The following is a 19,690-nucleotide window of genomic DNA, read 5'->3' on the forward strand; positions in this document are numbered from 1 at the left end:
TTATTGTTTTAATTTTAAATAGACTCCGTTTGTCCAACCAAATCCATCCTGATTAGGGTACTCTCCTCCTCCGGCTATCGCTTCATTGTCTAATGCATTATATTTTTCCATAAGTTTACCTGTATTCGCATAAACTCTCTCGACATTAGAGCACCAGTTGTTTTTTATATCATTAGCTAATTGTGTAAATCCATAATTTTTCATCGAAACAAATCCAAGCCATTGGTAAGGTGCCCAGGCATTGGGTAGATCCCATTGTTGGCCGGAACGTTTTGTTGTCGTAACGAGACCGCCTTTGTAAAGGAATTTTTCAGCGATAATTTCGGAAACCGCCTTTGCCTGTTCATCGCTGGCCAGACCTAAAAATAATGGATAAAGAGCAGCAATATGTTCGGACACTGTATTTTTGTGTTTCTTAATATGATAATCTTTATAAGTCCGGGCATCCTGATCCCAGAAATATGTATCAATTACCTGTCTCCTTTTTGCTGCCCTTTCACTGAAATATTTTTCTTTTTCTTTAAAATGTTTAAGACCTGAAGCTTTCACCAAAGTTTTTTCAAGATGCCACAAAAGGCAATTAACATCTACCTGCGAGATGTTCAGGGTTTCTATACTTTGTATGGTTTCCCCGTCTGAAAACCATCTGCTGGAAAAATCCCATCCAGACTCACAGCCACTTCTGATGTTTCTGTAAAACTCTTCTCCCGTAGCATTTTCATGATCTTCAATATCGATCAGGTAACTCTCGGGACGGGGTGTATTTTCAGCATCATAATATCTGTTCAGGATATCACCATTGTCGGTTTTCAACACCCTTTTGCTTTGGGTATCATTGTTTAAACCTTCTTCCCCATCCATCCAGAACTCATATTCTTTTTCAAGGGTATCATAATATTCGATATAAACATTCTCATCCCCTGTACTCTCTGCAAGCAGATCAAGCATCAATGAAAAGTAAGGGGGCTGCGAACGGCTTAAGAAATGGGTCCTGCTCGCATTAGGAACAAATCCTATATTTTGAATTAGATAAGAACAGTTCTCAACGATATTTCTCATCATTTCAACCCTTCCTGAAACCTGCAATCCAAGCATAATGAAATAACTATCCCAATAAAAAAACTCATTGAACCGCCCTCCCGGAACGATATAAGGTTTTGGAAGCTTTAAAAGTGTTCCTCTTTCTTCATAAGCTGTCCTGGTAAGCTCATCCCATAGTTTTTCTATATGCTGATCAATCGGCAAATGATCCTCCCGTTGGATAGATACTGTGGCACCTAAAAAATCAAAGTTGGAAAGTACAAAAGCTTTAAGATCAAAATCTGGTGCAACTCTTTCCTTTTCATATTTCTCGTTGATTTCTGCGACAGGAAATAAAGGCACTGCATCTGTCATCATCTTTTGATCTTCAAAGATCCTTGATCTTTGGACATCATCAAAAAGTGCCTGGATATCCCTGATATAAAGTTGTGTATTCATTCTATTTTTTAGGGTTTATTTTTAATTTATTCATAATAACAGCTGATATGATCAACAGTGAGAGTGGTATCAATGAAAGATAAAAAGCACGCTGCCCGCTGAATTCCTGAAATACAAAACCGGTGATGATCGAACCTATCGTTCCTCCAATTGCGGAAAAAACAACAATAAGCCCGGACATCGCACTATGCAAATATTTAGGTATGGATGCTAAAATAACAGAATTGATACTCGGGTAGATCGGAGCCAACAGACCTCCCATAAGGGGAAACAGATAGACTACAACCGGGGCATTGAACCATGTTGTACCTGTACTGATTTCAATGTTATGGGTTAAGGGTAAAACAAATAGCAAGCTTACGGCAAAACCTATCACACAAAATGACACAACATAAATCCAGCTGAATTTCTTGGAAAAGAAACCCGATAAAAACCTTCCCAATGCAAATGCTCCGGCTAAAACAGCCCCTGCCTGTATACTCATAGAAGTGGGTAATCTGAGAATCTCCTTATAAAAAGTGGGTGTCCAGGTTTGAAAGCTCTGCTCCACTAAGACAAACAGAAAAGCACACACAAGAAAAAACAATACTTTTTTGTAACTGAATAAGCTTATACTATTCTTAATATCTCCTAGTAAATCTGTCGTTTCACTTCTGGCTTCCCTCTCATTTAACCTTGAGAAGAATAAAAACAAAAACGACAGAGCAGACAATGCACCCAGGACCCAATATACATTAAGCCAATGTGTGGATCTTGGATTATGATCATCAATAAATAAACTAAAAAGTACATTTCCCGCTAATACACCGATCATGAAAAAGCCTTCTAGAAAACCCATAAAACTGGAATGTTCTTTATCAGTATTGGTCACAAGCCCGATGGATGTAAAAACTGAAATTTTAATCAATGCAAAGGAAACTCCTACAATGGCAAATAACAATTTGAAAAACCAGAATGCATTTGAAAAAGGCATGATAAAGCACATCCCACTAACCAGAAAAAGAGCAATCAGCATGGAATTTTTAATTCCGATTTTGGGTAAGAATGAAGCAAGAATAAAGGAGCAGATAGCAATAGGCAGATCTTTAAAACCCTCCAAAACACTCGCTGAGGATTTTGAAATCCCGAAATTCTGCTGGACCTGCAGGATCACCGTTCCTACTGAGTTCAGAAGAATGGCAAAAACAAAATAGTTTAAAAACAGAATAGCCTTTATGTTGAAATTTCGCATTAAATTAATTTCTTGTTGGCTAAGATAGAAGCATTTGCCTTAACGTTAATTTAACATAGTAAATATATATTTGAACTATATTAATATAATTATTATTTTTATACCATAAATATCATTAATCTAATGAAAGTTAGCTTTGAAAGAGTTTTACCTAACGAGAAAAGCTCCTTTCGCACATTACATAATAACTCCCCCATTTCTGAATTTAAATGGGAATACCACTACCATCCCGAAATTGAATTGGTGTGCGTAATTTCCGGGAGTGGAACCCGGCACGTAGGCTATCACAAAAGCAATTATTCAAATGGAGATCTGGTACTGATAGGTTCGAATATTCCCCATTCCGGATTTGGTCTGAATTCCATTGATCCGCATGAGGAAATAGTCCTTCAGTTCCGTGAAGAGATATTACAATTCCCTGAACAGGAAATAGAAGCACGCTCTGTTAAAAACTTACTGGAGCTTTCCAAATATGGAATTCATTTCAGCCCGGCTACAAAAAATGCATTACTGCCTAAGCTGAAAAAAATGCTGGAAACTGAAGGCTATAAAAGATATCTGCTTTTGCTTGATATTCTTTTTGATCTTTCTACCCGTAAGGATTATAATCTGCTCAATAAAGAGATTATGCCTTACACAATCATTTCAAAAAATAAGGCCAGGCTTGAAAATATATTCACCTATGTGGAACATCACTACGATAAGGACATCAATATAGAAGACGTCGCAAAGCTTGCCAATCTTACGCTTCCGGCATTTTGCAATTTCTTCAAAAAAGCTACACAAATTACTTTTACAGAGTTTGTCAACCGTTACCGTATTAACAAAGCCTGCCTGCTGATGGTTCAGGATAAAAGCATTTCGGAATGCTGTTACAGCTGTGGTTTCAACAATGTAACTTATTTTAACAGGATGTTCAAAAAATACACCGAGCAAACACCTTCAGAGTTTATCAGGAATTCTTCACATGAGAAGATTGAGAGCGTGGACCCACCTCTAAAAGTAGTTCAGAAATCTTTTTAGATATTTATACTTACACAAATAAAAAAGCCATTCCAAAAAGGAACAGCTTTACTATCTTATTATTATAATAGGTTGAAAAGAAAATATAAAAAATTCAGGTTTGAATTTCAATCTCTATTTCAATTCAATAATTATTTCCATTTAATGTTACATCCCATGCTCGGTCTTTGAATCTCTTCCTGTGGTTCTCCCAACAGAAGGTTTTCAAAAGCAATGATCAGGTCTTCACCTGTAACATCTTTGTGATTTCCAGGTCTTGAGTCATCCATCTGGCCTCTGTAAACAAGATCCAGTTTATCATCAAAGAAATAAAAATCCGGAGTACATGCTGCATCATAAGCCTTAGCAATACTTTGACTTTCATCATATAAATAAGGAAAATCAAATTTTCTTTCAATCTGGAACTCGATCATTTTTTCAGGAGAATCTGCGGGATACTTTTCAATGTCGTTTGCATTTATAGCTATAAACTCAATCCCCTTTTCCTGATAGTCTTCATACAGCTCATTAATCTTATCGATTACATGCAAAACAAACGGACAATGGTTGCACATAAAGATCACCAACGTTCCTTTTTCTCCTTTCAGATCATCCAATGACTGAATTTCATTACTTTTTGACGGGTTAGGAAGTTCAAAAAACGGAGCTCTTGTTCCTAATGCCAACATATTTGAGGGAGTATTCATATCCTTTATTTCTTTGCCTACAAAGATAAAATTTCTTTTATGATTTGGCAATTCAGGTTTTTATAAAGTTCAGTTAAATGTTAAAATAAAAATATTATTCAATATTATTTGGAAGTTACAAGTTAATATTCGTAGTTTTGCTAACGCTGTTAGTAAAAAAATATCATGGGATTATATGAACGCCGTCAAAGAGAAAAGGAGTCTATCCGTGCAAACATTTTGCAGGAGGCATTCACTTTGGCAAAAACAGAGGGCTGGGCTTCACTTTCCATTAGGAAAATAGCTGACGCGATTGAATACAGTGCTCCGGTTGTTTATGATTACTTTGAAAATAAAGAAGCTATTTTATTTGAGATTTCTTTAAATGGGTTTAAACTTTTACACAAAGAATTGGTAAAAGCTCAGAAAAAATATGACAGTCCTGAAGAGCAGCTTACTGCCATTGTAGATACATATTGGAAATTTGCTTTTAAAAATAAAGAATATTACCAGTTAATGTTTGGATTGGGAATGCAATGCAGTGGTAAAGGGCAAATGAAGGAAGAATTTTCTTCTTTCCAGGATATGATCTACGACTGTACATACAATATTATTAAGAAAAACGGATCTAATCCGGATAATGCATGCCATATGTCACATGCTTTGTTTTCTGCGGTACATGGTTTAATATCAATTATGATGATGCGTAATTCTGATATTCCTGCCACAATGAACAAAACTACCCTGGATGAAACAGTGGCAGCTTTTATTAAGTCTTTGTAAATTTTTTTTGAACCAAACCTTAACACTGTTAGGAAAAATAGCACAATTAAATTGGATTTTTAAACAAAATTAGCATTAAGAACTTCAAAGGATTTAACGATAATACAATCATAAATTCAACCCTGAACATTAACACTGTTAGTAAAATTAACGCGATACACCTCACCTTTATATACTTAAAAACAACATTAAAAACTTTATGATTATGGAAATGACGATCTAATTCTAGTATTAATAATTCTGTAATTTTTTTTAAACTTATCATTAACACCGTTAGAAAAAATAACACGAATTATTAAAAAAAACAACATTATTAAATTTTCAAACGCTTAACAAAACAAATTAAATTTTAATGAAAATACCTGGAACAATGAGGATCTTATTACTTATAACAAGTATTATCCTTTTACAGAACTGCAGTAAGGCCGCAGAAAATTCGAATCAGGCCCCTCCTGCACCAGAATTACCGGTTTATACTGTAATTACTTCTCCAGCTACAACATATCAGGAATTCCCGACTGCATTGGAAGGAAAAAACAATGTGGAAATCAGATCACAGGTGGATGGTTACCTGGATAAAATATATGTAGAAGAAGGAGCCTTCGTAAGAGCAGGCCAGCCCCTGTTCAAAATCGATTCAAGAGCTTATGGTGAACAAATGAATATGGCACAGGCCAATTTACAGGCGGCTAATGCTAATATTCAGAAAGCCAAAGTAGAAGTAGACCGCCTTCAGCCGTTAGTAGCTGCGAAAGTGGTATCTGATGTACAGCTTAAAACAGCAAAAGCCAATTATGCAGCCGCTGTTGCAGCCGCATCACAGGCTCAGGCATCGGTAGGAAATGCGAGAATCAATGTAGGATTTACAACAATCACAGCACCGGTAAGTGGTTATATTGGAAGAATTCCTTATAAAAAAGGAAGTTTAATTTCAAGAACAGACCCAAACCCTTTAACTTTATTATCCGACATCAGCGAAATATATGCGTATTTTTCTCTAAGTGAACTTGATTTTATCGCTTTTCAAAAGAAATACCCGGGTGCGTCTCTGGAAGAAAAACTGAAAAATATGCCGATGGTAGAATTGGTAATCGCTGACAACACCATCTATTCTGAAAAAGGAAAAATGAGCATTGTAGACGGTCAGTTCGATAAAAGTACGGGAGCAATCAGTGTACGTGCGGTATTCCCAAACCCTCAGGGGGCGCTAAGAACGGGAAATACAGGAAGAGTGCGTATGCCTCAGCTTCTTACCAATATTGTGGTTATTCCACAGGAATCTACATTTGAGATTCAGGATAAAACATATGTATATGTCGTTGGAAAAGACAAAAAAGTAACGAGCAAACCAATCACTATTTCTGGAAAAACAGAAAGCTATTACTTCATTTCCGACGGAATTTCTGTAGGTGACAAGATTGTATATCAAGGTCTTGGAAGCTTAAAAGATGGTGCTACGATACAACCGAAAGCAGTATCTTCTGACAGCTTGTTCAAATCAAAACCTTTGTAAATACCTGTACCATTACAGAAGACTTAAAAAAATAAACTTCTTATGTTAAAACAATTTATAGAAAGACCAGTGCTCTCTACGGTCATCTCCATAATATTACTATTACTGGGAATACTGTCGGTTTTCAATCTTCCGATTACATTATTTCCGGATATCGCGCCTCCTACCGTTCAGGTAACGGCCTTTTATCCGGGTGCCAATGCGGAAGTGGTAGCACGTTCTGTCGCTGTCCCTATTGAGGAAGCGGTGAACGGGGTTGAAAATATGACCTACATGACTTCCAATTCAAGTAACGACGGATCGATGACTTTGAGCGTTTATTTCAAACAGGGCTCAGATCCTGACAATGCTGCGGTAAACGTTCAGAACAGGGTATCAAAGGCAATGAGCCAGCTTCCTCAGGAAGTGGTTCAGGCCGGAATATCAACTCAGAAAGTACAGAACAGTATGATCATGTTTATGGGATTATCCAGTGATGATCCGAAACAATATGACGAACTGTTTTTACAAAACTACCTTAAGATCAATGTAATTCCGCAGATACAACGTATTCCGGGGGTTGCACAGGCACAGGTATTTGGTACACAGGATTATTCCATGCGTATATGGCTGAAACCGGATCGTCTGGCAGCTAATAATTTATCTCCGCAAGAGGTAATGACAGCTATTAAAGATCACAACCTTGAAGCTGCTCCGGGACGTCTTGGCCAGGGAAGTAAGGAAACTTACGAATATATCCTTAAATATAAAGGAAAACTGAACAAGAATGCGGATTATGAAAACATAGCTATTAAGGCAAATGATGATGGTTCCTTCCTGAGATTAAAAGATGTTGCAAGAGTAGAATTCGGCTCTTATACATATACAGCAACCAACAGGGTGGACGGAAAACCTGTAGCAGGTTTCGCAATTTTGCAGACTGCAGGTTCTAACGCGAATGAGATTCTTACTGAAATTGAAAAGCAGGTAGACGAGCTTAAAACTACACTGCCGAAAGGAGTCAATCCAATTATTATGTATAATTCCAAAGACTTCCTGGATGCTTCTATTGATCAGGTGGTGGAAACATTAGTGATTGCGTTTATCCTTGTATTTATCGTAGTTTATATCTTCCTTCAGGATTTCAGATCTACGTTAATCCCGGCGATTGCGGTTCCGGTAGCTATTATTGGTACCTTCTTCTTCCTGCAGTTATTCGGATTCAGTATTAACATGCTTACTCTGTTTGCCTTAATTCTTGCGATTGGTATTGTGGTGGATGATGCCATTGTGGTGGTAGAAGCAGTCCATTCCAAGATGGAACATACAGGAATGCCTGTGGAAAACGCAACGGTAAACTCGATGAGTGAAATTTCAGGAGCGATCATTTCCATTACTTTAGTAATGTGTGCTGTATTTATTCCTGTTGGTTTCATGCAGGGACCTGCTGGGGTCTTCTACAGACAGTTCGCTTTCACTTTGGTAATTGCGATCCTTATTTCAGCTGTAAATGCATTAACATTAAGTCCTGCTTTATGTGCTCTTTTCTTAAAAGATCCACAGGATGGAGAGCATGGTCATGAGAAAAAAGGATTTGGTGCAAAATTCTTCAATGCATTCAATACCAGCTTCAATAACATGACTCAAAAATATATCTATAGCCTTAAATTTTTAATTAAAAATAAATGGGTAGCTGTAGGTGGATTAGCCGTATTAATTGCAGCAAGTGTTATCTTAATTAAAAAGGCACCGTCAGGATTTATTCCAACAGAAGACCAAGGTTTTGTTTTATATGCGGTAAACACTCCTCCGGGAAGTTCATTGGACAGAACCCAACGTGCAACAAAACAAATTGATAAAATCGTAAACGGAGAAAAAGCAACCAACCACTTATGGGTAGCGGATGGAGTAAACTTTATCAGTAATGCGAATGCTTCTCCTTACTCTGCCGGATTTATCAAATTAAAAGATATTGACAAAAGAGGTGATGTAAAAGATCCGGATCAGATTGCTGCCGGGTTAACGGGAAAAGTGAGCCAGGTAAAAGATGCTAGCGCATTCTTCTTTAACTTCCCTACAATTCAAGGTTTCGGTAACGTAAGTGGATTTGAGTTTATGTTACAGGATAAAACCAACGGATCTTTTGAACAGTTGGGAGCTAATACCCAGGCGTTCATTGGTGAGCTGATGAAACGTAAAGAAATTGCATTTGCCTTCACCACTTATGCTGCAGGAAATCCACAATACACTATAGAAGTGGATGCGGATAAAGCAAACCAGCTGGGTGTATCTGTTACGGATCTGATGCAGACCATGCAGATTTATTTCGGTAGTAGCTTCGTTTCGGATTTCAACAGATTCGGTAAGTACTACAGAGTAATGGCACAGGCTGATATTCCTTATCGTACAGACATCAATTCTTTAGAGGGAATTTATGTTAAAAACAAACAGGGAGAAATGGTTCCTACCAAAACATTAGTAACCTTGAAAAGGACTTTCGGACCGGAAACCGTAACAAGAAATAACTTATTCAATGCGGTAACCATTAACGGAACTCCAAAACCAGGATACAGTACCGGTGACGCGATTAAAGCTGTGGAAGAAGTCGCTAAACAGTCTCTTCCGCGTGGATATGGATATGAATGGACAGGTATTACCCGTGAAGAGATCAAAACCAGCGGACAAACTGCTTTCATCTTCATGTTGAGTATTTTATTTGTTTACTTCCTATTGGCAGCACAGTATGAAAGCTATATTCTTCCTTTTGCGATTATCCTTACCGTTCCGACGGGGATATTCGGAGTGTTTGCCTTCACAGGGTTAGCGGGAATAGATAATAACATTTATGTACAGGTGGGACTGATCATGCTCGTGGGATTACTGGCGAAAAATGCGATTCTTATTGTAGAATTTGCTGTTCAGAGGAGAAAAGCGGGAAAAACATTGATCGAGTCGGCTCTTCAGGCTTCAAGATTACGTTTAAGACCTATCTTAATGACCTCATTTGCCTTTATCATTGGTATGCTTCCATTGGTTTGGACACAGGGAGCTTCCGCAAAGGGTAACCACTCTATCGGTATCAGTACTGTGGGGGGAATGCTAACCGGAGTAATTTTCGGGATCTTCATTATCCCTGTGATGTATGTGATTTTCCAATATCTGCATGAAAAAATGCCAAGCAGAAAAAAACGCAGACTTCAAAAACAAAATCAGGCTTTAGCGCCAGGTCATTAAGGTCCACTTAAAAGAAAAACAATGAAATTAATAAAGAATATTTTTCTAACTTTTATATTGGCTGTAATAGCGGTTTCGTGTGTGACTAAGGTCGCTTACACGGAACCGGACTTACAGCTTCCGGAAGACTTTCGCTTTACGGCAACGGCTGATACAGCCAGTGTAGCGAATTTACAATGGAAAGATTTTTTTAAAGATCCTATTTTACAGGGATTAATAGAAAAAGGAATTGCAAATAACCTTGATCTGCAAATTGCTTTAAAACAAGTTGCATCATCACAGGAAAAATTATTACAGGCTAAATACCTTCAATATCCGGATATAGGTTTTGCTGTCTCAGGACAGATTTCAAGGCCATCAAAAAACAGCATGAACGGGCAAAGTCTTAATCTTTTTATAGGAAAAAATCATGTAGAGGATTATAACGCAGCATTCAACCTTTCATGGGAAGCAGATATCTGGGGTAAAATAAAAAATCAGCAGGAAGTTTCAAGAATGCAGTATCTGCAAACTTATGAAGCGACCAAAGCAATCCAGACCCAGGTTGTTGCAGCTATTGCTCAGGGGTATTATAACCTGCTTATGCTGGATAAGCAGCTGACTATTGCACAATCTAACCTGGAACTAAGCACCAATACATTATCAATCACTGAAAAAATGTGGGAAAGTGGAGACACTACATCTCTTGGAGTTCAGCAGGCTACCGCTCAGAAGCAGTCTACAGAGCTTTTAATTTCTCAATTGCAGCAAAATATTGCAATCCAGGAAAATGCATTGAGCATATTGGTCGGTGAAGCTCCCAATAAAGTCAACAGAGGGATCGAAATGTCTGATACATCTTTGTCTCAGGATCTTTCCACAGGACTTCCGGCAAAAATGGTAAGCCGTCGCCCTGATGTACGCCAGCAGGAATTGGTATTACTGGAGTCCAACGCCATGGTAGGAATTGCACAAGCTAACATGTATCCTTCATTAAAGATTACAGCAAACGGCGGAATCAATTCTTTTAAATTTGACAATTGGTTCCAGATTCCGGCTTCATTATTCGGATCCGTTTTGGGAGGAATTACACAGCCGATCTTTCAAAAAAGACAGTTGAAAACCGATCTTGCGGTTGCAAAAATTCAGAGGGAGAAAAATGTACTGGCATTCCGTCAGTCTGTTTTAAATGCAATGGGAGAAGTTTCCGATGCGTTGGTTTCCAATGAAAATTTAAAAGTTCAGGAACAAAAAGCAACTGAGCAGGTAACTACATTAAAAGATGGTATTAAAAGTGCTCAAATGCTTTATAAAGGAGGTTTAGCTAATTATCTTGAAGTGATTACGGCGCAAGCCAACTCTCTTCAGGCAGAATTAAACCTGGCATCTGTAAAAAGACAAAGATTAAGCAGTATTGTTGATCTGTACAGAGCCTTAGGTGGAGGATGGAAGTAGTCAATTAAATTTAATATTGTTGATAGTGCGGTCTTTAGGGATCGCACTTTTTTTTAATCTTTAGGCGAAAAAAAATTCTGTAGGTATGGTTTTCTAAACAAAATCAAAGAGACGTTTCTTAATCTTAAAACATAGTTAAACTAAATTTACTTTTTAAGTTTAACAAGTACTAAAGACTAAAAAGAATTATTGTAAAGCTTTCCGATTAATATATTCAATCAGGTTATTGAAATCATTTTGTGAATACCCTACCTGCAAATAATGAATATCATCCGCTTTCCGATACCAGGTCAATTGGCGTTTCGCATATCTCCGGCTATTTTTCTTAATTTCTTCAACAGCAAAATCAAGACTCCAGGTTCCTTCAAAATATGTAAATAATTCTGCATAACCAACAGTATTCAAAGCAGTAAGATGTTTAAATTCTTCAAGCCCTTTAGCTTCATCCAGCAAACCTTTCTCCATCATGATATCCACTCTCCTGTTGATTCTTTGATATAATTCTTCCCTGGGAGCTTCAATTCCCACCCTGATTACATTAAAATCACGGGAATCCTGAGAAACAGATATCAGTTCCGAATACTTTCTGCCAGTTTGCCAGATGATATCAATGGCTCTTAAGAGTCTTCTATGATTATGAATATCAACAACTGAATAGTATTCCGGATCAAGTTCTTTTAAAATTTCCTGTAGTTTTTCAATGCCCTCAGTCTCAAAAATATCCTGTAATTTTTGTTGATTTTCTGGATTGGCCTCAGGAAGGTCGTTCAGTCCTTCGATGACCGCTTTTTCATACATCATGCTTCCTCCGACAAGGATCACGGTATTGTATTTCTTAAAAAGTTCGTTTAGTTTTTGTAAGGCGTCTTCTTCATATTGCCCGATAGAGTAATATTCTTTGACCGAAAGATTTCCAATAAAATGATGAGGAGCTTCGGCAAGTTCCTCTGCTGATGGAGAGGCGGTACCTATTTTCATTTCCGCAAAAAACTGGCGTGAGTCACAGGAAATGATTTCCGTATTGAAATGCTTAGCCAGATCAATTGCCAGTCTTGTTTTTCCAATTCCGGTGGGTCCCACTACTGAAATCAAATTTTTCATCAGTTCACTTTCATTTTTTATCGTCAGATGGAATCTTTATAGATTTCACAGTGCTAATTTAAATGTTTATCTTTGTACGACAATAAAAAACTATGATTTTATCAATGACTGGCTTCGGTAGAGCCGAAGATGTTTTTGAAGGAAAAAAAATATGCGTAGATATTAAATCACTGAACAGCAAGAGCTTTGATTTAAATATCAAAATACCGTTGCGCTATAAAGAAAAAGAATTCGAAATCAGAAAAATCCTTAACGACAGAATTATCCGTGGAAAAGTAGATTGCTACATCTCTGTGGAAAATCTTGAAGAAACCAACGATGTAAAGATTAATAAAAATCTTATTGACTCTTACATCAATGAACTTCGTGCTATCGCCTCAGACGGGCCGGATTTCGAATATCTTAAAATGGCAGTAAGACTTCCTGATGCCATCACTTCCAGACCCGACGAACTAACAGAAGGTGAATGGGAAAATTTAGCTGCTATTGTCAACAGTTCAATTGACAGATTTGAAGAATTCAGAAAAGCAGAAGGAAAAACCTTACACCTTGAACTTGAAAAGAATATTCAGAATATCGACAAATATTTATCTGAAGTTGTTCCTTACGAAGAAGTAAGAATCAACAGTGTAAAGGAGCGTTATCAAAAGTCCCTGAAAGAGTTTGAAAATGTAGATGAAACACGTTTCTATCAGGAAATGGCATATTTCACGGAAAAACTTGATATTTCTGAGGAAAAGGTGAGACTTTCCCAACATTTAAAATATTACAAAGAGGTAATGGATAATGAAGATTTCAATGGGAAGAAATTAGGTTTCATTTCTCAGGAGATCGGAAGGGAAATCAATACATTAGGTTCAAAAGCCAACCATGCTGAAATTCAGAAGCTGGTTGTGATGATGAAGGATGATCTGGAGAAGATTAAAGAACAAACGTTAAATGTATTATAAAATAGTTGACAATTGATAGTTAACAGTTGAAAGTAACCTATTAACTATCAACCAGCAACTGACAACTATATGGAAAAAGTGATCATATTTTCAGCACCTTCCGGGAGCGGGAAAACAACATTGGTAAAACATTCATTATCCGTATTTCCGGAGCTTAAATTCTCCATCTCCTGTACAACAAGACAGCCGAGAGGAGGTGAAGTACATGCTGTAGATTATCATTTTCTGACACCTGATGAATTCAGACAGAAAATCAGTGAAGAAGCTTTTGTAGAATATGAAGAAGTATATACAGACAAATATTATGGTACTTTAAAATCTGAAGTAGAAAACATCTGGAAGCAAGGTAAAGTAGTTATTTTTGATGTCGATGTTAAAGGAGGGATTTCCCTAAAAAAATATTTTGGAGAAAAAGCATTATCTATATTTATTGAACCTCCTTCCATTGAAGAATTGGAACGAAGATTGATCTCGAGAGATACAGATGATGCAGAAACCATTAAAACCCGTGTAGAAAAGGCAGAAGAGGAAATGACCTACGCCGGAGAATTTGATAAAATTGTCGTCAATACGGATCTGGATCAAGCAAAAAAAGAAATAGAAAGTTTAATAAAAAGTTTTATCAGCAACTAATCGCTGGAAGATCAAAGTAAGAAATGAGCACTAATGCCCAAAATCACACTTCTGATTTCTAACCTCTAGCTTCTGGTAATTAAAAAAATTGAGGTTGATATGAGTACCGAAACATTAGAAAAAGCTAAATCTGCAATTCCTGTAAGGGGTTTTTTAGATATTAAAGATATAGCGATTCCTCAGGGAGAAGAGCTCGTGAAAGCTATTCTTAAGCTTAAAGAAGAGAAAAATGCGGTTATCTTAGCGCATTATTACCAACCGGGAGAAATTCAGGATATCGCAGATTTCCTGGGAGACTCTTTGCAGCTGGCAAGACAGGCTAAAGAAACCAATGCAGATATGATTGTATTCTGCGGTGTCCATTTTATGGCAGAGGCAGCTAAGATCCTTAACCCTACAAAAAAAGTTGTTCTTCCTGATACAATGGCCGGATGTTCATTGGCTGACGGGTGTAGTGGTGAAGGATTGAGAAAAATGCGCGAACAGCATCCAAATGCTTTGATCGCAACTTATATCAACTGTAATGCAGAAACGAAAGCAGAAAGTGATATTATTGTAACCAGCTCCAATGCGGAAACGGTGATCGAGGCCTTACCTAAAGACCGACCTATCATTTTTGCACCAGATAAAAATCTTGGAAGATATCTTTCTAAAAAAACAGGCCGCGATATGATCCTTTGGGATGGAAGTTGTATAGTTCACGAAGCCTTTTCAATGGAAAGAATTGCTCAGCAATTGGCCGATAATCCGGATGCAAAACTAATTGCACATCCTGAAAGTGAAGAAGCTGTTTTAAAATTAGCCCACTTTATAGGTTCTACTTCTGCGTTATTAAACTATGTAGAAAAAGACGACTGCCAGAAATTCATTATCGCTACAGAAGAAGGTATTCTGCACGAAATGAAAAAACGTGCTCCTCATAAGGAACTGATTCCGGCATTGGTTTTCGATGAAAGCTGCAACTGTTCAGAATGTTTCTATATGAAACGAAACACTATGGAAAAGCTCTATTTGTGTATGAAATATGAACTTCCGGAAATTCTTATCGACGAAGAACTTCGTTTGAAGGCCTTAAAGCCAATTGAAGCCATGCTTGATCTTTCAAAAAGCATCAAATAAATAAAAAGCACTGTTATCACAGTGCTTTTTTTGATTTATTTTTATTCGAAACAATAAGTGTTTACCTCTGGATTAACATTGGGGAAGTTCTATTAATCTCGCTTTACAGCATTCCGGCATTGCATTGAATACAGCACATGATTCCGGATCCGGACCAAACGGACCTCTCTATTCAATCAAAAAGCAAACAAAATAAAAAGGTTACTCATTTAGAATAACCTTTTCTTACGCTACATTGTAATTGGTCCGGCGCATGCAGGACTCAGAAACGCCTCATTCTTACAACACTGTGATAACAATTGATAGGCAGCACAGGAATGGGCAACTCCTGACCCCGGTGGACCGTAAGTATTTCCCGCCGGACAGCCACCAGGGCAAGATCCTCCGTTAATCATTTTTAATTTTACTCGTGATAATTTTTTCATAATGAATATTTTAATCAATTTAAATTCTAAAAGTCAGATCATCACACCATGGGTGGGTAACAGGTTCCTCCAGGGGTGCGCCAGCAACCCCAGCCTCCTTGTCTGAAACACACATATGCTGCTCCGCCACAAGTATCAATCTGAAATTGGGTAAATCCACCATTCACTTTTTTTTGCTCTTCTCTGGAGAGCTTCTTTAACTTTTCCATACACTCAAGTTTTGTTATTTGTATTCGGATTAAATTTTTGATATAAAAGTGAGAATCATAAAATCCAAAACAAAGCAGTATTTAATATCTGTACAGGATCAATAAGTAAGTGTAGAGATTTTTATTGTTTTCGTGATTTCCCAATGACCGTACATATAAAAGCAATCATTCTAACAGTCTAAAGGTGGTCATAAAAAAGAAATGCAAAATCGTATTTAGCTATGTCTATCAAAGGATTACAATACATCTGCTAAAATTTGAGTCAAAAAAAATTACATTAAATTGGATTAAAAATTTTTATTCTCCAAAATAACTTCTACATTTGTTACTTCAAAGATGCAATCAGTACAAAACATATCTGTAACTATTTATCCGGAGTTCTCTACTTCGGTTGCATCATCCATTATTATTTCTACTACAACTACAACCCCATAACGGGGTAGATTTTCACATATTATTTCAGGTACCTCGTACTCTTTTTTTAAAGAGTAACATTTTCAATTTTTCCCAACCTTAAAAATATACAATGAAAGTCTTAAAATTCGGCGGAACTTCTGTTGCCCATGCACAGGCAGTTCTGCAAGTCGAAAAAATTATAAAAAAAGAATCTTCCGCTAAGCAAATTGTCGTTGTAGTTTCAGCATTACATGGAGTAACAGATTTATTGATCAGGGCAGCAGAGCAAGCTTCCGAGGCTAATGAAAGTTACCCTCATCATCTTAAAATCCTTGAAGAAAAACATCTAAACCTTGTAAAAGACCTTCTTCCCATTTCAGCACAAAGTGCATGGCTAAGTTTTGTAAAAAAGCACTTTAATGATATTGAAGATATTTGTAACGGGATATTCACCTTGGGAGAATTTACCCCCAGAATTAAAGATAAGATCGCTTCTTATGGCGAGTTCCTCTCTTCAAATATCATTACGGCTAGGTTTGAATCTGCCGGGCTGGACGCCGTATGGATGAATTCAGCTGATTATATCAGAACAAATACCCATTATACCCGGGCAAAAGTTGATTTTAATGTGAGTAATAATAATCTCAGACATTATTTCGAAACCAATCCAAGGCAGATTTACGTAGCACCAGGCTTTATAGCAAGTGATGAACATGGCAACAGAACAACTCTGGGAAGAGGAGGTTCAGACTACTCCGCTGCAATTATTGCTTCAGCCATTAACGCTGAGGAGCTTCAGATATGGACCGATGTCAGCGGAATGATGACAGCCGATCCCAGGCTTGTATCCCAGGCAAAAGTTATTCCTGAAATAACTTATCAGGAAGCAATGGAATTATCCCATTTCGGAGCAAAAGTACTTTATCCGCCAACCATTCAGCCGGTCATGATAAAGAATATAGATCTTCGTATCAAAAATACTTTTAATGCGGATGCTTCCGGAACTTTAATCTCTCATGATCTGCAGAATACTGATCCGGAACAAATAGCTGTCGGTATTTCCAATATGAATAATATTGCTCTTCTAACTCTTGAAGGAAGCGGAATGGTTGGAATTCCCGGAATCTCTGCCAAGCTTTTCCAGTGTTTAAGCCACGAAAAAATAAACGTTATTCTAATCACCCAAAGTTCTTCTGAGCATTCAATCACCCTTGCAATTGATGAAAAAGAGCTTTTTCACGCGGAAAGCGCAATCAATCTTGCATTTGAAGATGATTTGAAACTTCAGAGAATTGAACCTGTAAAAATTGAAAACAGGCTTTCCATTGTGGCGGTTGTAGGAGAAAATATGAAAAGCAGAAGCGGTGTAAGCGCCAAGATGTTCAGCTGTCTTGGAAATAACGGGATAAACATCAGGGCTATTGCACAGGGTTCTTCGGAAAAAAATATCAGCATCGTAATTGCTGAAAATGACACAAAAAAAGCAGTAAACATTCTGCATGAAGAGTTTTTTGAGTCGGAAATCAAACAGGTACATCTTTACATCTGCGGAACAGGAAATGTAGGCACTAAGCTTATACAGCAGGTGTATGCCCAGAATAAATACCTTAGAGATCATCTATCCCTTAACCTGAGAATCGCCGGTCTTTCCAACAGTCGGAAAATGGTATTTTTGAATGAAGGAATTCCGGAAAATGATTATGTCAACCTGCTTGAAAACGGAGAAAAAGCTTCTGCTCATCAATTTAGCAGGGAGATCGTAACGAGGAATCTTAGAAACTCGGTCTTTGTAGACCTTACAGCCAATGCTGAGATCCCGGAAATTTATGAGAACCTGTTAAAAAAGAGTGTCAACATTGTAGCCTGTAATAAAATAGCAGCCGCATCAGATTTTGAAAATTATAAAAAGCTGAAAAGCCTAGCTAAAAACCACAATTGTAGATTTTTCTTTGAAACCAATGTAGGGGCAGGACTTCCTATTATCGGAACTATAAATGATCTGGTGAGAAGCGGCGACGCTATCACTTCCATTAAGGCCGTGTTAAGCGGTACTTTGAATTTTGTCTTTAATGAGTACGATGGAACCCAATCATTTTCAGAAGTTGTTGCCCGTGCCCAGAAAGAAGGATTTACTGAACCCGACCCGAGACTGGACCTTGCCGGAACTGATGTGGCAAGAAAAATTTTAATACTTGCACGCGAAGCCGGTTTTCCTCTGCAGTTTAATGAAATTGAGAACATTAGTTTTTTACCGGAAGAATGCATGCAGGGTGATGTAGAAAGTTTTTATACCGTGCTTGTAAAATATGAGGATCATTTTAAAAATCTATTTGACCAGGCTAAAAAGGACGGAAAAATTTTAAAATATGTCGCAGAGTTTGACAATGGGAAAGCAAAAGTTGGATTACAGCATATAGCGCCCGACAGTGATTTGTTTCATCTGTATGGAAAAGACAACATTGTTATTTTCAAAACTTTAAGATATTCCGAGCAACCCCTGGTTGTAAAAGGCGCCGGCGCCGGTGCTGAAGTTACAGCAAGTGGTGTTTTTGCAGATATTGTACGTTCCGTTTAAAAAAAAATCTATGAAAAGTATAAAAATTAAAGTCCCGGCAACCGTCGCTAATCTCGTTTGTGGTTTTGATATTCTGGGCATGGCAATCAATGAGCCATATGATGAAATGGAAGTAAGACTATTGGAAACACCAGATATTATTGTCCGCCATACCGATGGCTTCAATCTTCCGGAAGAAGCTTCAAAAAATGTAGCAGGAGTTGTCCTTATGAAAATGCAGGAACATCTTCACCTGAAGAACGGATTTGAAGTCATTATTCATAAACACATCAAGCCCGGCAGCGGCCTCGGTTCCAGTGCTGCCAGTGCTGCAGGTGCCGCTTTTGCGGCAAATATCCTGATAGGAAATATTTTGTCCAGGGAAGAAACAATTCATTTTGCGATGTTTGGAGAAGAGCTCGCTTCCGGAGTACGGCATGCGGACAATATTGCTCCGTGTATTTATGGAGGGATCACCCTTGTGAAATCCTCAGATCCTATTGATATTATTTCCCTGAATACTCCTGGTTTGTTCATTGCCGCTGTGCATCCGCAGGTTGAAGTAAAAACATCTGACGCAAGACAGATCCTTAAAAAAAATATTCAGCTGAAAGATGCCATAACGCAATGGGGAAATATTGCCGGACTCATTGCCGGTATTGAGAAAAATGACCTGTCCCTGATTGGGAGAAGCCTGAATGATGTTATTGTAGAACCGGTTCGAAGCATTTTGATTCCGGAATTTGATACCATTAAAAGAAAAAGCCTGGAAATGGGGGCACTGGGGGGAGGAATTTCAGGATCAGGGCCTTCTGTTTTCATGTTAACGAAAAAGAAAAAAACGGCCGGGGATATTGCCATGATGATGAAATCGGTTTATGATCACATCAACATCAATAGCATGGTGTATGTATCGGATATTAATTCTACCGGGATCATCATAGAAGAACAGAATAACTAAA

At 37.7% G+C, this 19,690-nt stretch carries 16 protein-coding genes; 10 read left to right on the forward strand and 6 right to left on the reverse strand.

The window, feature by feature from the left end:
- Both AC0INN_RS16280 and AC0INN_RS16285 read right to left on the reverse strand, forming a co-directional pair.
- A complete protein-coding gene (locus AC0INN_RS16280; RefSeq protein WP_306614091.1) occupies positions 1–1,479 on the reverse strand; it encodes a trehalase family glycosidase in 1,479 nt (492 codons plus the stop codon).
- Position 1,480: 1 nt separating this feature from the next.
- A complete protein-coding gene (locus AC0INN_RS16285; protein WP_273649327.1) occupies positions 1,481–2,710 on the reverse strand; it encodes an MFS transporter in 1,230 nt (409 codons plus the stop codon).
- A 123-nt stretch (positions 2,711–2,833) separates the two neighbouring features.
- Here AC0INN_RS16285 and AC0INN_RS16290 point away from each other — a divergent pair, with 123 nt between their 5' ends.
- Positions 2,834–3,733, forward strand: a complete 900-nt coding sequence (locus tag AC0INN_RS16290; RefSeq protein WP_172280326.1) for an AraC family transcriptional regulator — start codon at positions 2,834–2,836, stop codon at positions 3,731–3,733.
- Between the two features lie 131 nt (positions 3,734–3,864).
- Here AC0INN_RS16290 and AC0INN_RS16295 read toward each other — a convergent pair whose 3' ends face one another.
- Complete coding sequence (locus AC0INN_RS16295; protein ID WP_172280328.1) at positions 3,865–4,419, reverse strand: thioredoxin family protein; 555 nt, start codon at positions 4,417–4,419, stop codon at positions 3,865–3,867.
- A 165-nt stretch (positions 4,420–4,584) separates the two neighbouring features.
- On the opposite strand from AC0INN_RS16295, the gene AC0INN_RS16300 reads away from it, so the two are divergent.
- The 4 genes from AC0INN_RS16300 (at position 4,585) to AC0INN_RS16315 (ending at position 11,341) form a co-directional block, all read left to right on the forward strand.
- Positions 4,585–5,181, forward strand: coding sequence for a TetR/AcrR family transcriptional regulator (locus AC0INN_RS16300; protein WP_306614095.1), 597 nt, complete (start codon positions 4,585–4,587; stop codon positions 5,179–5,181).
- 352 nt (positions 5,182–5,533) lie between these two features.
- Positions 5,534–6,694 (forward strand): efflux RND transporter periplasmic adaptor subunit, encoded by a 1,161-nt coding sequence (locus AC0INN_RS16305; RefSeq protein WP_172280332.1) that lies wholly within the window; start codon positions 5,534–5,536, stop codon positions 6,692–6,694.
- A gap of 42 nt (positions 6,695–6,736) precedes the next feature.
- Positions 6,737–9,907 carry an efflux RND transporter permease subunit gene (locus tag AC0INN_RS16310; protein ID WP_273649332.1) on the forward strand — a complete coding sequence of 1,057 codons (3,171 nt, stop codon included), beginning with the start codon at positions 6,737–6,739 and terminating at the stop codon, positions 9,905–9,907.
- A gap of 21 nt (positions 9,908–9,928) precedes the next feature.
- On the forward strand, positions 9,929–11,341 hold the full coding sequence (locus tag AC0INN_RS16315; protein WP_273649334.1) for an efflux transporter outer membrane subunit: 1,413 nt from the start codon (positions 9,929–9,931) through the stop codon (positions 11,339–11,341).
- Positions 11,342–11,527: 186 nt separating this feature from the next.
- On the opposite strand, the gene miaA is transcribed toward AC0INN_RS16315, so the two are convergent.
- Entirely contained in the window at positions 11,528–12,442 is a 915-nt protein-coding gene (miaA, locus tag AC0INN_RS16320) for a tRNA (adenosine(37)-N6)-dimethylallyltransferase MiaA (protein WP_273649336.1), read from the reverse strand.
- A 92-nt stretch (positions 12,443–12,534) separates the two neighbouring features.
- Here miaA and AC0INN_RS16325 point away from each other — a divergent pair, with 92 nt between their 5' ends.
- The 3 genes from AC0INN_RS16325 (at position 12,535) to nadA (ending at position 15,144) form a co-directional block, all read left to right on the forward strand.
- Positions 12,535–13,392, forward strand: coding sequence for a YicC family protein (locus AC0INN_RS16325; RefSeq protein ID WP_172280340.1), 858 nt, complete (start codon positions 12,535–12,537; stop codon positions 13,390–13,392).
- Between the two features lie 69 nt (positions 13,393–13,461).
- A complete protein-coding gene (gene gmk / locus AC0INN_RS16330; RefSeq protein WP_273649339.1) occupies positions 13,462–14,025 on the forward strand; it encodes a guanylate kinase in 564 nt (187 codons plus the stop codon).
- A gap of 99 nt (positions 14,026–14,124) precedes the next feature.
- The gene (gene nadA, locus AC0INN_RS16335; protein ID WP_172280344.1) at positions 14,125–15,144 is read left to right on the forward strand and encodes a quinolinate synthase NadA; all 1,020 of its coding nucleotides are present in this window, start codon (positions 14,125–14,127) and stop codon (positions 15,142–15,144) included.
- Between the two features lie 230 nt (positions 15,145–15,374).
- On the opposite strand, the gene AC0INN_RS16340 is transcribed toward nadA, so the two are convergent.
- Both AC0INN_RS16340 and AC0INN_RS16345 read right to left on the reverse strand, forming a co-directional pair.
- Positions 15,375–15,569 carry a hypothetical protein gene (locus tag AC0INN_RS16340; protein WP_273649341.1) on the reverse strand — a complete coding sequence of 65 codons (195 nt, stop codon included), beginning with the start codon at positions 15,567–15,569 and terminating at the stop codon, positions 15,375–15,377.
- Positions 15,570–15,610: 41 nt separating this feature from the next.
- On the reverse strand, positions 15,611–15,778 hold the full coding sequence (locus AC0INN_RS16345; protein WP_172280353.1) for a bacteriocin-like protein: 168 nt from the start codon (positions 15,776–15,778) through the stop codon (positions 15,611–15,613).
- Between the two features lie 526 nt (positions 15,779–16,304).
- On the opposite strand from AC0INN_RS16345, the gene thrA reads away from it, so the two are divergent.
- Together thrA and AC0INN_RS16355 are read left to right on the forward strand one after the other, a co-directional pair.
- A complete protein-coding gene (gene thrA, locus AC0INN_RS16350; protein ID WP_273649344.1) occupies positions 16,305–18,749 on the forward strand; it encodes a bifunctional aspartate kinase/homoserine dehydrogenase I in 2,445 nt (814 codons plus the stop codon).
- Positions 18,750–18,759: 10 nt separating this feature from the next.
- A complete protein-coding gene (locus AC0INN_RS16355) occupies positions 18,760–19,689 on the forward strand; it encodes a homoserine kinase (protein WP_172280358.1) in 930 nt (309 codons plus the stop codon).
- The last annotated feature ends 1 nt before the right edge of the window (position 19,690 follow it).

The organism is Chryseobacterium subflavum, assembly GCF_055762745.1.

Excerpts from the sequence above, each read along its gene's own strand:
- AC0INN_RS16280 (WP_306614091.1), bottom strand. The coding sequence starts at position 1,479 with ATGAATACACAACTTTATATCAGGGATATCCAGGCACTTTTTGATGAT.
- AC0INN_RS16285 (WP_273649327.1), bottom strand. The coding sequence starts at position 2,710 with ATGCGAAATTTCAACATAAAGGCTATTCTGTTTTTAAACTATTTTGTT.
- AC0INN_RS16290 (WP_172280326.1), top strand. The coding sequence starts at position 2,834 with ATGAAAGTTAGCTTTGAAAGAGTTTTACCTAACGAGAAAAGCTCCTTT.
- AC0INN_RS16295 (WP_172280328.1), bottom strand. The coding sequence starts at position 4,419 with ATGAATACTCCCTCAAATATGTTGGCATTAGGAACAAGAGCTCCGTTT.
- AC0INN_RS16300 (WP_306614095.1), top strand. The coding sequence starts at position 4,585 with ATGGGATTATATGAACGCCGTCAAAGAGAAAAGGAGTCTATCCGTGCA.
- AC0INN_RS16305 (WP_172280332.1), top strand. The coding sequence starts at position 5,534 with ATGAAAATACCTGGAACAATGAGGATCTTATTACTTATAACAAGTATT.
- AC0INN_RS16310 (WP_273649332.1), top strand. The coding sequence starts at position 6,737 with ATGTTAAAACAATTTATAGAAAGACCAGTGCTCTCTACGGTCATCTCC.
- AC0INN_RS16315 (WP_273649334.1), top strand. The coding sequence starts at position 9,929 with ATGAAATTAATAAAGAATATTTTTCTAACTTTTATATTGGCTGTAATA.
- miaA (WP_273649336.1), bottom strand. The coding sequence starts at position 12,442 with ATGAAAAATTTGATTTCAGTAGTGGGACCCACCGGAATTGGAAAAACA.
- AC0INN_RS16325 (WP_172280340.1), top strand. The coding sequence starts at position 12,535 with ATGATTTTATCAATGACTGGCTTCGGTAGAGCCGAAGATGTTTTTGAA.
- gmk (WP_273649339.1), top strand. The coding sequence starts at position 13,462 with ATGGAAAAAGTGATCATATTTTCAGCACCTTCCGGGAGCGGGAAAACA.
- nadA (WP_172280344.1), top strand. The coding sequence starts at position 14,125 with ATGAGTACCGAAACATTAGAAAAAGCTAAATCTGCAATTCCTGTAAGG.
- AC0INN_RS16340 (WP_273649341.1), bottom strand. The coding sequence starts at position 15,569 with ATGAAAAAATTATCACGAGTAAAATTAAAAATGATTAACGGAGGATCT.
- AC0INN_RS16345 (WP_172280353.1), bottom strand. The coding sequence starts at position 15,778 with ATGGAAAAGTTAAAGAAGCTCTCCAGAGAAGAGCAAAAAAAAGTGAAT.
- thrA (WP_273649344.1), top strand. The coding sequence starts at position 16,305 with ATGAAAGTCTTAAAATTCGGCGGAACTTCTGTTGCCCATGCACAGGCA.
- AC0INN_RS16355 (WP_172280358.1), top strand. The coding sequence starts at position 18,760 with ATGAAAAGTATAAAAATTAAAGTCCCGGCAACCGTCGCTAATCTCGTT.